Source organism: Thiocapsa marina 5811 (genome assembly GCF_000223985.1).
GTDB lineage: Bacteria > Pseudomonadota > Gammaproteobacteria > Chromatiales > Chromatiaceae > Thiocapsa > Thiocapsa marina.
Genome location: NZ_AFWV01000005.1, coordinates 140,381 through 155,054 on the forward strand (window position 1 = coordinate 140,381; position 14,674 = coordinate 155,054).

Sequence of the window (14,674 nt, forward strand, 5' to 3'; positions counted from 1 at the left end):
GGTAGTGGCCGCGTCGAGAGACATCAGCCACGTCCTCGGGCCGAGCCCGTTGAGCCGACGGTCAGGACTGTCGCGCCGGTTCGGAGGTCTGGACACCGATGGTGCGGTGCCGCTCCGGCGAGAGGAGCATGTAGAACGCGGGCACCACGAAGAGCGTGAAGAGCGTGCCGATACCCAGCCCGGTGACGATCACCAACCCGATGTCGAAGCGGCTGACGGCGCCCGGACCGCTGGCGGTGAGAAGCGGGATCATGGCGACCAACATCGAAACTGTCGTCATCAGGATGGGGCGCAGCCGGATCGAAGACGCCTGCTCGACCGCGTCGCGTTTGGATAGACCCTCGCGCTCGCGAAGCTGGTTGGCGAACTCCACGATCAGGATCCCGTTCTTGGCGATCAGACCGATGAGTGTGATGAGCCCGACCTGGGTATAGATGTTGACGCTGGCGAACCCGAGAAAGAGGAAGGCGAGGGCTCCGGCGATGGTGAGCGGGACGGACATGAGGACGACGAAGGGGTCCCGCCAGCTCTCGAACTGGGCGGCCAGCACCAGATAGATGATCAGGAGCGAGAGGAAGAAGGTCACCTCGAGTGCGGCGCCTTCGGTCTTGAACTGACGCGACTCGCCCTTGTAGTCCCAGCGTACGCCGCGCGGGAAGAGTGCGGAGGCCTCTTGCTCGAGATAGGCGAGGGCGGCACCCAAGGGCACGCCGGGCGTCATGACGCCGGAGAGGGTGATGGCGTTGAGCTGCTGGAACTGAACCCGCTTGGAAGGCTCGACCTCGTCGCGGACCTCGATCAGGGCCGACAACGGGATCAGATCGCCCGCAGCGTTGCGGACATAGAAATCCCGTAACGTTCCGATATCGTTGCGGAATTGCTGTGCGACCTGAGGGATGACCTGATAGCTGCGGCCTTCGAGGCTGAACCAGTTGACGTAGTCTTCGTTGAGCATGGCCGAGAGACTGCGTCCGAGATCGGCCATGCTGATCCCGAGATCGCCGGCGAGATCGCGATCGACCTCCAGGACGGTGCGCGGCCGCTCGTACTTGATGTCCTTGCTCAGGAACATGAAGTTTCCGCTGGCCATGGCCTTGCCGAGCAGCTGGTCGGCGAGTCCATCGAGCTCGGCGAAGGGGCGATCCGACAGCACGACGAACTCGACCGGAATCCCGTTGCCCGGTGTGGGCAGGCTCGGACGGGGGAAGACCACGGTCTGCATGCCGGTGATCTCCCCGAGCATGCCCTGGAGCTGCGGCTGGATCTCCATCTGGGAGCGCTCGCGCTCCGACGGCGGCGACATCTTGAAGCCGCCGAAGGTCATGCTTTGGTCCCCGCCCATGCCCGCGATGATGAAGCTCTCCTTGTACTCGGGAAAGGACTCGAACAACGGCAGCATCTCGTCGATATACCGAAGATTGAGATCGACGGTCGCGGTCTGGGGCGTGGTGCCCATGAAGAACAGGATGCTCTGATCCTCGGTCGGTGCGAGCTCCTTTTTCGTCATCGAGTACATCCCGTAGATGGCGCCGAGGATGACGACGGCGACCAAGAGGGTGACGCCCGGATACTTCAGCCAACCATGCAGCAAGCGCCGATAGCCCTCGGCAAGTCCGGTGAAGGCGTGCTCGACGCCGCGCTCGAAACGGCCTTGCTCGCTCCCGGCACGGAGAACGTGTCCTGCCAGCATCGGCGAGAGGGTCAGGGCGACGATACCCGAAACCACCACGGCCCCGGCGAGGGTGAAGGCGAACTCGGTAAAGAGTGATCCGACTAGCCCGCCCATGAAACCGATGGGGGCATAGACGGCAACCAAGGTCGTGGTCATGGCGATGATCGGCATGGCCAGCTCGCGCGCGCCGTCGATCGCGGCCTGCGTCCCGCTCTTGCCCATCTCGATGTGTCGGTGCACGTTCTCGACCACGATGATGGCGTCGTCGACGACAAGACCAATGGCCAGGACCATCGCCAGCAATGTCAGAAGGTTGATCGAGAAACCTAGGAGCAACATGATAAAGCCGGCGCCGACGATCGAGAGCGGGACGGCGACGGATGGGACCAGGGCGGCACGGATCGAGCCGAGCGACAGGAAGATGACGAGCAGTACGATCAGCACCGCTTCGGCAAGTGTCTTGAAGACCTCCGTAATGGACTCCTCGATGAACTCGCTGGCGTCGTAGGGCACGAATGCCTTCAGCCCTTCCGGGAACTGGGTCTCGAGCTCGGGCATCAGGTTGCGCACGCGTGCGGCGACGTCGAGCGGATTGGAGCCCGGTGCGGGCTCGATGCCGATGAAGATGGCCGGGATGCCTTTGTAGAGCGTTGCGGAATCATAGGTCTTGGCACCCATCTCCACCTCGGCGATGTCGTCGAGACGAATCAAGGTGTCGTCTTGGGTGCGCACCACCAGGCGCTGGAAATCCTCGACCCGACTGACGTCCGTGGTCGCCGACAGATCGATCTGGACCTGATCGCCGCGTAGCCGCCCGATACCGGCGAGATAGTTGTTCTCGGCGAGCACGCGGGCGACCTCGTCGCCGCTGACGCCGAGCGAGGCCATGCGCGCGGGGTCGAGCCAGATCCGCATCGCGAAGGTTTGATCGCCGAAGATCTCGGCCTTGGCAATGCCTTCCAGCGCCTGGAGCTGGGGCTGGACGACGCGGATCAGGTAGTCCGTGATCTGCGGAAGCGTCATCTCCTCGCTGTAGAAGGCGAGATACATGAGGGCGGTCGAGTCTCCGGTCGTGGAGTCGATGACCGGATTCTGGGCCGCCTCGGGCAGCACGTTGAGACGGCTGGCGACCTTCGCCTGGATCTCGGCGACGGCGGCGTTGGGGTCGTAGTTGAGACGCATGTTCGCCTCGATGACCGACACCCCGGCCGTGCTGGTGCCGACCAGATACTCGATCCCGTTGGCCTCGGCGATCGCCTGCTGCAGCGGTGTCGTGATGAAGCCCTGGACCAGGTCGCTGCTGGCGCCGGGGTAGGCTGTCGTGATGGTGACGACGGTATTTTGGGTCGCCGGGTATTGGCGGATCTCCAGGTCGACGAAGGCGCGGATGCCGAGGATGAAGATCAACAGGCTGACGACGGTGGCCAGGACCGGTCGGTGGACGAAGATGTCGGTGAACTTCATGTCGCCGTATCCTCGGGTTCCCGTTCGGACTCGGACTCGGGTTCGGATTCGGGTGCAGACTTGGGCTCGGATGTATCGGAGGCGCCCGCCGCGTCCTGCGCATCCACGATGCGGACCTCCTGGCCGTTGCTGAGCTTCACTTGCCCGGACAAGACGACGCGGTCGCCCTCGGCAAGTCCTTCCAGAACGGCGATCTCGTCCCCGCGCACCGCGCCGGTGCGGACCTGGGTGCGTTCGACGCGCGTTTTGCCGTCCTCCTCGCGGATGACGAAGACCGAGTCGCCGTAGGTGTTGAAGGCGATGGCCTCACGCGGAATGGTCAGTACCGCCTCTTCGCGCGGCAAAAGGGTCGCGACCCGCGCAAACATGCCGGGGCGAAGCGCCAGATCCGGATTGCTCAGGCCCGCACGGACACGGACATTGCGCGTGCCCCGGTCGATCCCCGGGCTGATGACCTGAATCGCCCCGTCGAAGGTTCGGTCCGGATGGGCGGAGACGCGCACCTGCACCGCTTGCCCGACCTTCAGGAGTCCAAGGTGGCGCTCGGGCAGAGCGTAGTCGACATAAATCGGGTCCAGTGTCTGAAGCGGAACGATCGACGATCCTTCTGCTAGGAACTGTCCGAGGTCGATCCGACGGATGCCGAGCTGTCCGTCGAACGGAGCTCGGATGGTCTTCTTCTCGATCGTCGCCTGCTTGGCCTTGACCTGCGCGCGGGCCTGGTCGAGCTGTGCGCTGATCTCGTCGAAGTCCCCTTGCGCGACGGCACGCTCCTTGAGCAGCGAGCGGTTGCGATCGACCTTGATCTTCGCGAGGCGTTCCGCGGCCTGCAATCCCTCCAAGTCGGCTCGGTCGACCTCGTCGGCCAGCCTGACCAGGATGTCGCCTTTCTTGACCATCGCGCCCGATTCGAACTCGATCGCCGTGACCTGTCCGGCGACCTCGTTGTTGACCTCGACGCCCTGAATCGCCTGCAAGGTACCGACCGCCTGCAGTGCGGGCTCCCAGGCGGTCGCCTCGACCGCGACGGCGGTCACCGTCGGCGCCGGCATGGGTTGCGAGAACATGGCGATCTCGGACTGAATCTGAGTGTATTTGACGTAGGCGAGGGCACCGATCACGGCGGCCAGCACCATCAAGACAAGCAGGATACGGACGAACATGAGCGAGCTGTGCCTCTAAACCGCGCCCGGCGCGGTATGCGATGTTTATCGGATGGGATCGGCCCCGGCAGACTTGACGGCCGCTGGATCCTGCACGGTTTAGTCCAACAGGACCTGTTTCGCCTCGTTGATCTTGGCGGCCAGATAGTCCGAGCCGCCGCGGTCCGGATGCAGTCGCTGGATGAGTCGCCGGTGCGCGCCCCGAACCTCCGGCGGACCGGCGTCGGGGCCGATACCGAGGATGGCGCGGGCCTCGTCCGGCTGCATGCGCTCGATCGGTGTGCGCGGTGTCTCGGCGTGTCGGCGGCGCGGTGCCTCCGCAGTCTTGCGGCCGCGTTCGCGATCGAGATAGACCTCGAGCGCCTCGGCCGACTCGGGGTCGCCGGCATAGCAGTGCTCGAGCATCTCGACGAGATCTTCGGTCGGCACCTGATCGAGCGAACGTCCGGCATGTGGTCCGACCAGAACCTCGCCGCCGATGCGCCCCGAAAGATGGTCGATCTCGAGCAGAACGCTGCGCGTCGCGACACGCGACCGGGTCGAGCTCTGATAGTGGGTCGCGCCCTTGAGCTCGCGGACCCACATGGCGGTGGCGCCCGCTACGGCGCTCGGCATCAGTATGAAATTAACCACCGGGATCATGCTCAGTGTGGCCGCCGATGCGCCGAAACCAAGGCTCATTGCCCGTTGCCGACCGAGACGTCGGCGCATCTCGCGCAACTTCATCCCGTGGTTTCCCATCGGATAATCCGAGTACTGAACGGCCAATACCCAGGCAATGTAAAGAAACCAGAGGACTTGTCCGATGACCGGTATAAACAGCAAGAGCAGGAAAGGGATCGCTAGAACAACGGCGTAAAGAAGTTTTCGGATCTCTTCCACGAGCGTCGGCACAATGTCGGACATGACGCCGGCAAGGGTGCTGCCCTCATCGAGCGGTCGCCCGGTCAGCATCCGCTCGACCTTCTCGGCCAAGAGGCTGTTGAAGGGCGACGCGATCAGATTTGCCGCCAGCGCGAAGAGGTTGAAGACCACGACGAGCAGGACCAGCACGAAAAGAGGCCAAAGCACCCAGTCCAGCCAGCCGAGCCAGCTCGGAAGGCGCGCGTCGAGGGTCGCGAGGAGGTTCCCGAACAGACGCACGCCCAAGGCGATGGCGGCAGAGAAGATGAGAATATTGACCGCGAGCGGGATCACGACGAATCGCCGCAACCCGGGTCGGGTGATCAGTCGCATACCTTGTAGTAGGTATCCGGCGCCTGAGAGAGGATTGGTTGCCATAGCGATCACGGGCGGCCGCAGCCTTTATCGAATCGGGTGAGTGCGGAACCGGGTCCCGGATCCAGAGGTCGGCACGGGCGTCGGTGCGCGTCTTGCCCGGCCGGCGATGTCCGCCGCAGTATAGCCGGGGCGCCCGCCATGGGGCAGTCGGCATATCCCGCGTGACGGCCGACCGCCGAGAGGGCGGCGGCATCTGTCGGCGAGCGCTCGCTCGCCCCGGCGGACCTCCGGTGCTGCGGGGCCTGGGCCGAGCGCGATGGCTTCGACGCACACCCGATTGCAGCTCGATTGTGGTTCTCCCTTGAACCCGCGCGCCTATTCAGGCAGCCTAAGCAGGTTTTATGACCAAATCCATTTTTAACTGTCCCACACGAGGATCAACCTGATGAAAGAGGTCGTGGCCACGCCCGCACGAGCGCGGGCAAAACTGGCGACTATCGATATCGGTAAGACGTCCGTCTGGACCGTGGCCGTCGTGACTGTTGTCGGAACCCTGTACGTCACGCTTGCAGACCCTTTCGAGGAACCCGCGCCGCTCTCGCCGATTCAAGTCGCGGCGAATCTCGCCCCGATCGGAACCGTGGCGGTGACGCAGCCGCCTGCGCCTGCCGAGCCCACGCCCGCGCCGGTGGCCCAAGCACCTGTCGAGCAGGCACCCGCGGAGCCCGAGGCAGCTCCCTCGCAAGCCGCCGGCGCGCCTCACTTCGCGCCTTTGCCGGCAGCGCCCGCAGAGAGTCCGGCGCAGCAGGCACTTGCGCCCGAGCCGTCAGCTCAACCCCCTGCTGAAGAGGCGGCCGCGAAGCCCGAGACCGTTCGTTCCGAGGTCGCCGGCGCCCGCCACTTCGCGCCTCTGCCGGCAGTCCCCGCGCCGGCGCCCGAACCCGCAACGACGGTGGATTCCGCTGCCGTCGAGCCCGCGTCCGAGGCTGTCCCCGATGTCGCGGGCGAATCCGAGACCGCAACGGTCACGGAGATCGAGCCCGCAACCGCTCCGGCGAGCGAGGCCGAAGCCTCTGCCCCGGTTGCCGAGCCGGCCGCAGAGGTCACCGCGGAGCCGGCTCCGGTGAAGCCCGCGTCTCCGGCGGTCCGACGGCCGACAGAGTATCGGATGCCGCATTTCGCGCCCCTGCGGGGTGCGACGACGACCGCTACGCCGAGCCCTGCGGCGGCACCCTCCCTTGCGCACCCGACCCGTCCTGTCCTTCAGGATGCGCCTGCCCCGACCGTCTCGGCCCCGCCGGCTGCCGCGCCCGTCGAAGAGCCGGTCGGCGCGAAGAGTGTCCCCGAGGCGCCGGACGCCCTCATCGAGGTGCCGGTGGCCATCGTGCCGATGACCCCGGAGCCTGTTTCCGAGCCTCCGGCGGCGGAGCCGGCAGCGGCTGAAGCGCATATGATCGAGGCGGAGGTCGTCGAGGCGCCGCCGGCCGCAGGCTCGGCATCCCCCGAGTCGGCCGCGGCAACGAACGATCAGCCGGTCGCGGCGGCACCCGCTCCGGCGCAGGTACCTGCTCCGGCAGCGGTGCCCGCTCCGGCGGCCGCACCCGCTCCGGCCGAGGTGCCTGCTCCGGCGGCAGCGGTGCCCGCTCCGGCCGAGACACCCGCCCCGGCTGCGGCGCCTGCTCCGGCAGCCGCACCCGCTCCGGCCGAGACACCCGCCTCGGCTGCGGCGCCTGCTCCGGCAGTCGCACCCGCTCCGGCCGAGACACCCGCTCCGGCTGCGGCGTCTGCTCCGGCAGAAGCACCTGCTCCGGTCGAGGCGCCTGCCCCGACCCCGGCGCCGGCTGTTGTTGCGCCGTTGGTGCCGGTCCCGGCAACGGAGGTCACTCCGACTCCTCCCGTTGTCGAGCCGATGCCGCGTTGGATGAATCACTTCGGGCCCATGCGCTGAACCGAGGTTTCCGCATCGGCCCACTCGATGGGCCGGTGCGGGCCTTGCCCGCCGGGTGCGTGACGACGGCGTAGCCGCGAGCTCGACATCGCTTCGAGGTCTCCGAGCGGCATCGCGGGCCCACGAATGCACACGCCTCAGAAAACATGGAGAATGTAATGGAAAAGCCGCTCTCGAAGACCGTCACCAAGGTCGTCAAACTCTACGATCCGAGGACCTGGCGCGAAAAGGGTCTCTGGTGGACTGCCGGACTGTTTGTCGTCACCTACCTGATCGTGATCACGGTACTCGGGATCTTCTGGTCGCGCTCCCCGTCGACCTTCGACGTCCGCGAGAAGGCGGCGAGCTTGGCCGGCGGCGATACCGCGAGCCTCGTGACAGGCACCTATACGACGGCGGTCGCCATCGGCATCGCCGAGACCCTGTTGGAGAAACCGGGCGGCTATCTCAGCAACGACATGACCCCGCCGGGTCTCTTGCTGGACAATATTCCGAACTGGGAGTTCGGAGCCTTGACCGAGCTGCGCGATCTGGCCCGCTCGATGCGCAACGACTTCTCCCGCTCGCAGTCGCAATCGGTCGAAGACAAGGATCTTCAGGTGGCCGAGCCTCAGTTCAGCTATGACTCCGAGTCTTGGATCCTGCCGTCGACCGAGTCGGAGTATCGCAAAGGGGTCGAGGCAATGTATTCCTACTTCACTCGACTCAGCGACGGCAACAAAGGCGACGGGCAGTTTTTCGCGCGTTCGGACAATCTGAGCGCTTATCTCGCGGTCGTGGAGAAGCGTTTAGGCAGCCTCGCGCAACGCCTATCTTACGCCGTCGGGCAGGCCCAGCTGGATCTTTCGCTTGCCGGCGATCCGAGTGCGCGGGAGGCCCGCCCGACACCCGAGGTGATTCGGAACAAGACACCCTGGATGGACATCGACGATGTCTTTTTCGAGGCGCGCGGCTACACCTGGGCTCTGTTGCAGACCTTGCAGGCACTGTCGATCGATTTCGAGGCGGTGCTCGAGGACAAGACCGCGCAGCGTTCGCTCGACGAGATCATCCGCGAGCTCGGAAATACGCAGAATCCCATCTGGAGCCCCATGATCCTGAACGGTACCGGATTCGGCCCGATGGGCAATCATTCGCTCGTGATGGCGTCCTATATCTCCCGTGCGAACGCGGCGATCATCGATCTCCGCAATCTCCTGGAGCGGGGCTGAGGGAGCGAGTCTGAGCGCCGCGCGCAGACGCGGCGTCCGACAGGCGCGGGATCTCAGGCCCTCGGCAGGATGATCCCGCTTTCGCGTAGGTAGGCGATCACCTCGTCGGCCAGGACATCCGGCGGGTTTCGGCCGGCATGGAGCTGGAGCTCCGGTGCGGTCGGGGCCTCGTACGGATCGTCGATCCCCGTGAAGCCCTTGATCTCGCCGGCGCGGGCCTTCTTATATAGCCCCTTGGGATCGCGGGTTTCGCAGATCTCGATCGGGGTATCGATGAAGACCTCGATGAAATCGCCTTCCGGCATGGCGCGTCGCACCCGTTCACGGTCCGCCCGGTAGGGGCTGATGAATGCGGTCAGGGCGATGATCCCGGCCTGTGCAAAAAGGTGAGCGACTGCACCAATGCGACGAATGTTTTCTTCACGATCCATTGCGGAGAATCCAAGGCCGAAACGCTGGGCGAACTCCTCGCCGTGGATCTCGCGGAGCATCCCGGGGCCGGCGTTGAGGGCGTGGCGGACGTTATCGCCGTCCAGCACTGCGCTGTGGATGCCCTGCTGGTGGAGCCGATGGTCCAGTGTGTTGGCGATCGTGCTTTTTCCCGAGCCGCTGAGTCCGGTGAACCAGAGCACGCAGCCCTTGTGGCCCTTCATCGCTTCGCGATCCAAGCGAGAGACCTGATGTTCGTGCCAGGTCACATTGGTGTCGTTCATGGTCAATCCTCCAGGCTGTTTAATGGGTCGGCGCTCAAGTCAAGCAATAATAGTGCCGCGTACGCGATTCCTGGGCCTTGGCGCAATCGACACCGATCCCTGCGGAACGGTCTCCGGCGCTTTGAGCGAGCGACCTCGTCATCACGTCCAAAGCGGACGCGTCCCGAGAAAACCCGAGCCGGAGCACCGCGTTTGCGGTTATGAAGCGGCGCCGAGCGGCGGCGTTCAGGTCGCCGATGCGCGGGGGAGCGCGAACTGGGTCTCGACCGTGCCGCCGCAGCCGACGATGCACTCTTCATGCTGAATCCTGCAGATCGTCATGTCCGCAGCCTCGCATGGTGCGGGCCTGATGCAGAGCGCGCCCGGCGTGGCGAGACAGGCATCGTGTTCCGCCGAGAGCCGCTCGTAAAAAACTCGACACTCGTCCTCGCGCGTCCGTTGTCGCTGCTCGCACTGACTCCGGCTCAGTTCGCAACTTGCGACGCAAGCCTGTGCTTGCGGGTCCGTGGGCGGAATCAAGCTTCTTTCCTGCAGGTGATTTGTGCATCCGGCGGCTGCAAGTATCGCAAAGACGCCGATCGCGAGGCGCGCTGTGCGCACTGAAAAGATCCAGTTTGCCATTGATGATCTCGAGTGGGTCGGTAAGGTCATTGTCGTCTGCGCAGGCGGCGACCGAGCAGATAAAGCAGGGCACTGTTGATGCCGACGCCGATTGCAAGCAGGGCCAGGTTGAGTGCGGCCGAGTCGATTCCGAGTAGACCGTTGACCTGACTGACGAGCAGGCTCCATGGTAGCGCAAAGAGGACGAGAAAGATCCCGGACGATGGATCGCCGCCGAACAGCAGGAGCGCGATGGCACCGACGGATACGGCGAGATAAAGGGCAATGAGGTTGCGCATCGCCGCCGGGATTTCGCTCTGCGCGGCGCTGGCCTTACGGGGGGCTTGTGGCATGATGAGCTCCTGCCGATTCGGGGATTGGACAGAGACGATGATCGGGCAGAGTCGGGCCGGTTGAGGGCCCATCAGACCAAACCATTCGAGCGACCCGGGCGATCGCCCGGTTTGCCGACGACGGGCCGTGGAGAGACGCAAATGAGCAAAGGCGAAGACAAGAAGAAGGAAGCGAAGAAACAGCCGTTGAAGAACATGAAGGAAAAACGTGCGGAGAAGAAGGCGAAGAAGGGCGGCCGAAGCGGCTGAGTGCACCGAGCGCAAGCTGTACCCGATTGCCTTGATCCGCGTCCATTTGCGGGTCAGGTTCGCGCCGGAGGACAGCTCGTCGCCACGTCTTCCGGCGCATCCGGCTCGCCGCCCGTGCAGGGAAAGACGACGAGGTGATCGGCTTCGAGACGGATCCCGATCTCATCCCCGACCGCGTGCTGATGATGGCTCGGGACCAAGCACAGGACCTCGGTGCCGCTCGCCAACCTGAGCTGGTAGAGGTATTCGGCGCCGCGAAAGGAGCGTTCCACGACGACAGCGCGCCTCGGGCTCGTTTCGTCGTAGAGCATATCGTCCGGTCGGATCAATACCTCCGCCGTTGTTCCGGGCAAAAGACCATGCGGTTTGCTACCCGCGACGCGTCCCAGCTCGGTCTTCACGCGTGTCTCGTCCACGACGACCGCCGGGAGTAAGACGCCCTGGCCGATGAAACCGGCAACGAAGCGGTCGGCAGGCTCGTGGTAGAGGCCGAACCCGGTTCCCCATTGACGGATCTCGCCGTTGGCGATCACGCCGATCTGATCGGCCATGGCGAAGGCTTCGAGCTGATCGTGGGTGACGAGGATCGCTGTGACGCCCTCGCGTCTGAGTAGATTCCTGACCTCGCGCGCGAGCTGCTCGCGCAGCTCCGCGTCCATGCTGGAAAAGGGCTCGTCGAGCAACAGGATGTCGGGGCGCGGCGCCATGGCGCGGGCGAGGGCGACCCGCTGCTGCATGCCTCCGGAGAGCTCGTGTGGATACAGGGACGCGGCTTGACGCAGGTCGACCAGATCCAGGAGCTCCGCGACACGACGCTCCCGCTCGACCCGTTTGAGTCCGCGCAGCCCGAACGCGACGTTGCGTGCGACCGTGAGGTGCGGGAACAAGGCGAAGTCCTGAAAGACCATGCCGACCCGCCGCTGCTCCGGGGGGAGGGTGTCGCCGGGAACCGAGACGCGACGTCCGTGCAGCAGGACCTCGCCGCCGCTGACCGGCTCGAACCCGGCGATAGCGCGCAGCAAGGTCGTCTTGCCGCAGCCGCTCGGCCCGAGCAGACACCCGATGATGCCTTGCTCGAGGACGAAGGACACATCGTGCACGATCCTGGTGTCGCCATAAGCGACGCTGACGTCTCTGACCTCAAGCTGTGTCGGCATTGCGGGACTTGGTGATTGAACGGCTCAGCAGGATAACCGGAACCAAGCCTGCAAGCACGATGGTCAGCGCGGCAGGCGCGGTGTCGGCCAAGCGCTCGTCGGAGGCCAGCTCGTAGGCGCGTACCGCGAGGGTGTTGAAGTTGAAGGGTCGCAGGATCAGGGTCGCCGGAAGCTCCTTGAGCACGTCGACGAAGACCAGGAGCACCGCGGTGAGCAGACTGCCCCTGAGCATCGGGATGTGGATGCGCCGCAAGACCTGGTCCGGTCGATAGCCCATCGCCCGACCGGCCTCGTCCATGGACGGGCGGATGCGCCCGAGCCCCGCCTCGACCGTCTGCAGTGAAACGGCCAGAAAGCGCGTCAGGTAGGCGAAGATCAGTGCGGCCAGGGTTCCGCTCAGCAACAGGCCGGTGGAGACGTCGAAGGTGCGGCGCATCCAGGCGTCCAATGTATTGTCGAACCAGGCGAAGGGGATGATGACGCCGATGGCGATCACCGTCCCGGGAATGGCGTAACCGAGACCCGCGACCTTCACGGCCGCCGTGACCGTTCGGGTCGGATGCAGCCGTTTGCCGTAGCCCAGCAGCAGCGCGAGCAGCAAGGCGATGAACGCGGCGATGGCTGCGAGCTCGAGACTGTTGCGCACGAGGCGCCAGAAGGCGGCGTCGTAGGCGCCATCGGCGATCGTCAGTGCCCAGGTTGCAAGCTGTCCGGCGGGGATCAGGAACCCGAACATCAGCGGAATCAAGCAAAAGACGATGGCTGCGGCGGCACGCGAGCCGGTCAGGTGGTAACGGCGGATCGATTGATGCCGCCGACCGGTATCATGGTATCGCGCTTGGCTGCGCGAGATCCGTTCCAACGCGATCAACACCAGGACGAAGCCGAGCAGCATCGCCGAGAGCTGGGCCGCGGCTGCCGCGTTGTTCAGACCGAACCAAGTGCGGAAGATCCCGGTCGTGAAGGTTTGAACGCCGAAATACTGCACCGTACCGTAATCGGCCAGAGTCTCCATCAGGGCCAGGGTCAGCCCGGCGACGATGGCGGGGCGTGCCAGGGGCAGGGCGACCGAGAAGAAGGTGCGCCAGGGGCCATTCCCGAGCGTGCGGCTGACGTCGAGCACGCAGATCGACTGGCTGAGAAAGGCGGCTCGGCTGAGCAAATAAACATAAGGGTACAGGACCAGGGCGAGCATCGTGGCGGCCCCTTCCAGTGAACGGATCTCGGGAAACCAATAGTCTCCGAAACCCCAGCCGGTCCAGTCGCGCAGCGTGCTCTGAACCGGTCCGGCGAAATCGAGCATGCCGGTATAGGTGTAGGCGATGATGTAGGCGGGCATCGCCATGGGCAGGATCAGCGCCCACTCGAACAGGCCGCGTCCCGGAAAGCGACACATGCTCGTCAGCCAGGCCGTGCCGACGCCGCCGATCAGGGTTCCGACCGCCACGCCGAGCATCAACAGCAGGGTATTGAGCACATAGTCGGCGAGAACCGTGTCGACGAGGTGCTGCCAGACATCGCCGGCGGGGATCAGGACGAAGCCGACGATCACGAGCACCGGCAGGCCGGTCAAGAGCGCGATCGCGACGATGTTCGCCGACCATAACCCTCGGCGCCCCTGCGTGCTCACGATCGCCTCATCTTGGAAAAGGACTGCCTCCGGGGTTGGGGATAGCCGGCACGAGAGGCCGGCCAGCCCCCATTATCGCGTCTCGGACGGTCGCGCGTCTATTTCCAGCCGGCGCGGTCCATCAGACGCACGGCATCCGGGCCGAGCTCGCCGAGTTTGGAGAGTTGAATGTCGTCGGCTTTGAAGTCGCCCCAGGAGCGCAGAAGGTCGCTGACCTGAGCGTCGGGGACGACGGGGTACTCTCCGTTGACCTCCGCATACCAGGCCTGAGACTCCGGGCCGACGAGGAATTCCGCGAGCTTGATCGCCGCCTCCTTGTTCTTGGCAGCGCCGGTCATGGCGATGCCGCTGACATTGACGTGGGCTCCGCGCCCGTCCTGATTGGGCCAGAAGACCCGGACCGCCTCCGCCGCGGACATCTGGCTCGGATCACCGGAGCTCAGCATCCCGGCGAGATAGTAGGTGTTGGCGATTGCGATGTCGCATTGCCCGGCCGCCGCTGCCGCGATCTGATCACGATCGCCGCCTTTGGGCGGACGCGCCATGTTGGCGACCAGGCCCTTCGCCCACGCCTCGGTGGCCTCGACCCCGTCGGCGGCGATCATGGAGGCAACCATTGACTGGTTATAGACATTGTCGGAAGAGCGGATGCAGATACGACCCTTCCACTGGGGCTCGGCGAGCGCCTCGTAGGTCGTGAGGCTGGTCGGATCGACCTTACCCTCGACATAGAGGATGGGGCGCGCGCGCAGGGACAGACCGAACCAGTGCCCCTCGGGATCGCGATAGGCCTCCGGGATCGCCTCGATCAACACGTCGCTGTCGATCGGCTGGGTCACCCCGGCCGCTTTGGCGCGATAGAGGTTGCCGGCATCGACCGTTACAAGCAGATCGGCAGGCGAGTTGATCCCCTCGCTCTCGAGGCGCTTGAGCAAGGTCTCGGCCTTGTCCGTGACCATGTTGACCTTGATGCCGGTCTGCTCCGTGAAACGGTCCAGCAAGGGTTTGATCAGCTCTTCCTTGCGTGCCGAGTAGAGGTTGACCTCTTCTTCGGCCGCGGCAACGCTCGGCGGGAGGGCGAAGAGGAGCGCCGCGGCGATCCCGCCGGTGATCGATGAGATGAGATAGCTTGATGGTTTCATGCGGTTGGGCCTCCTGTCGGGCCGACTGTGGTCTGGGGTCGTGACGCGTTTTCGTGTCGCGAACAGAATAATGGGAACCGTTCGCATTAACAAGTCCACCCTGAATGTATTGCGAAAATTCGAATATAATCGCGCTGTTGTTTTAGTGGCC

10 protein-coding genes are annotated in these 14,674 nt (G+C 64.9%); 2 read left to right on the top strand and 8 right to left on the bottom strand.

The features are described 5' to 3' along the window. Window positions 1-61: 61 nt before the first annotated feature. From THIMADRAFT_RS08385 to cysZ, 3 genes are all read right to left on the bottom strand, one after another. Complete coding sequence (locus THIMADRAFT_RS08385) at window positions 62-3,136, bottom strand: efflux RND transporter permease subunit (RefSeq protein WP_007192578.1); 3,075 nt, start codon at window positions 3,134-3,136, stop codon at window positions 62-64. Beyond that, window positions 3,133-4,299, bottom strand: coding sequence for an efflux RND transporter periplasmic adaptor subunit (locus tag THIMADRAFT_RS08390; protein WP_007192579.1), 1,167 nt, complete (start codon window positions 4,297-4,299; stop codon window positions 3,133-3,135). Before THIMADRAFT_RS08390 ends, THIMADRAFT_RS08385 begins: the two co-directional genes overlap by 4 nt. A 99-nt stretch (window positions 4,300-4,398) precedes the next feature. Then, a complete protein-coding gene (gene cysZ / locus THIMADRAFT_RS08395; protein WP_040730436.1) occupies window positions 4,399-5,580 on the bottom strand; it encodes a sulfate transporter CysZ in 1,182 nt (393 codons plus the stop codon). A gap of 385 nt (window positions 5,581-5,965) precedes the next feature. Between cysZ and THIMADRAFT_RS27405 the strand changes: the two genes are divergently transcribed. Both THIMADRAFT_RS27405 and THIMADRAFT_RS08405 read left to right on the top strand, forming a co-directional pair. Further along, window positions 5,966-7,468: a hypothetical protein gene (locus THIMADRAFT_RS27405; protein WP_007192581.1), complete on the top strand. Its 1,503-nt coding sequence runs from the start codon at window positions 5,966-5,968 to the stop codon at window positions 7,466-7,468. 158 nt (window positions 7,469-7,626) lie between these two features. Next, window positions 7,627-8,679 carry a DUF2333 family protein gene (locus THIMADRAFT_RS08405; RefSeq protein WP_007192582.1) on the top strand — a complete coding sequence of 351 codons (1,053 nt, stop codon included), beginning with the start codon at window positions 7,627-7,629 and terminating at the stop codon, window positions 8,677-8,679. A gap of 53 nt (window positions 8,680-8,732) precedes the next feature. Here the strand turns inward: THIMADRAFT_RS08405 and cysC are convergent, their stop codons facing one another. The 5 genes from cysC to THIMADRAFT_RS08435 form a co-directional block, all read right to left on the bottom strand. Further along, window positions 8,733-9,392: an adenylyl-sulfate kinase gene (cysC, locus tag THIMADRAFT_RS08410; RefSeq protein ID WP_007192583.1), complete on the bottom strand. Its 660-nt coding sequence runs from the start codon at window positions 9,390-9,392 to the stop codon at window positions 8,733-8,735. A 647-nt stretch (window positions 9,393-10,039) separates the two neighbouring features. Beyond that, window positions 10,040-10,345, bottom strand: coding sequence for an SCO4225 family membrane protein (locus THIMADRAFT_RS08420; protein WP_007192585.1), 306 nt, complete (start codon window positions 10,343-10,345; stop codon window positions 10,040-10,042). 302 nt (window positions 10,346-10,647) lie between these two features. Further along, a complete protein-coding gene (locus THIMADRAFT_RS08425) occupies window positions 10,648-11,751 on the bottom strand; it encodes an ABC transporter ATP-binding protein (protein WP_007192587.1) in 1,104 nt (367 codons plus the stop codon). Beyond that, complete coding sequence (locus THIMADRAFT_RS08430) at window positions 11,735-13,381, bottom strand: ABC transporter permease (protein WP_007192588.1); 1,647 nt, start codon at window positions 13,379-13,381, stop codon at window positions 11,735-11,737. Before THIMADRAFT_RS08430 ends, THIMADRAFT_RS08425 begins: the two co-directional genes overlap by 17 nt. A gap of 98 nt (window positions 13,382-13,479) precedes the next feature. Then, window positions 13,480-14,523 (bottom strand): Fe(3+) ABC transporter substrate-binding protein, encoded by a 1,044-nt coding sequence (locus THIMADRAFT_RS08435; protein WP_007192589.1) that lies wholly within the window; start codon window positions 14,521-14,523, stop codon window positions 13,480-13,482. Between the last annotated feature and the right edge of the window lie 151 nt (window positions 14,524-14,674).

Coding starts and splice junctions, on each gene's coding strand:
- cysZ (WP_040730436.1), bottom strand. CDS start 5,580: ATGGCAACCAATCCTCTCTCAGGCGCCGGATACCTACTACAAGGTATG.
- THIMADRAFT_RS08390 (WP_007192579.1), bottom strand. CDS start 4,299: ATGTTCGTCCGTATCCTGCTTGTCTTGATGGTGCTGGCCGCCGTGATC.
- THIMADRAFT_RS08425 (WP_007192587.1), bottom strand. CDS start 11,751: ATGCCGACACAGCTTGAGGTCAGAGACGTCAGCGTCGCTTATGGCGAC.
- THIMADRAFT_RS27405 (WP_007192581.1), top strand. CDS start 5,966: ATGAAAGAGGTCGTGGCCACGCCCGCACGAGCGCGGGCAAAACTGGCG.
- THIMADRAFT_RS08420 (WP_007192585.1), bottom strand. CDS start 10,345: ATGCCACAAGCCCCCCGTAAGGCCAGCGCCGCGCAGAGCGAAATCCCG.
- cysC (WP_007192583.1), bottom strand. CDS start 9,392: ATGAACGACACCAATGTGACCTGGCACGAACATCAGGTCTCTCGCTTG.
- THIMADRAFT_RS08405 (WP_007192582.1), top strand. CDS start 7,627: ATGGAAAAGCCGCTCTCGAAGACCGTCACCAAGGTCGTCAAACTCTAC.
- THIMADRAFT_RS08435 (WP_007192589.1), bottom strand. CDS start 14,523: ATGAAACCATCAAGCTATCTCATCTCATCGATCACCGGCGGGATCGCC.
- THIMADRAFT_RS08385 (WP_007192578.1), bottom strand. CDS start 3,136: ATGAAGTTCACCGACATCTTCGTCCACCGACCGGTCCTGGCCACCGTC.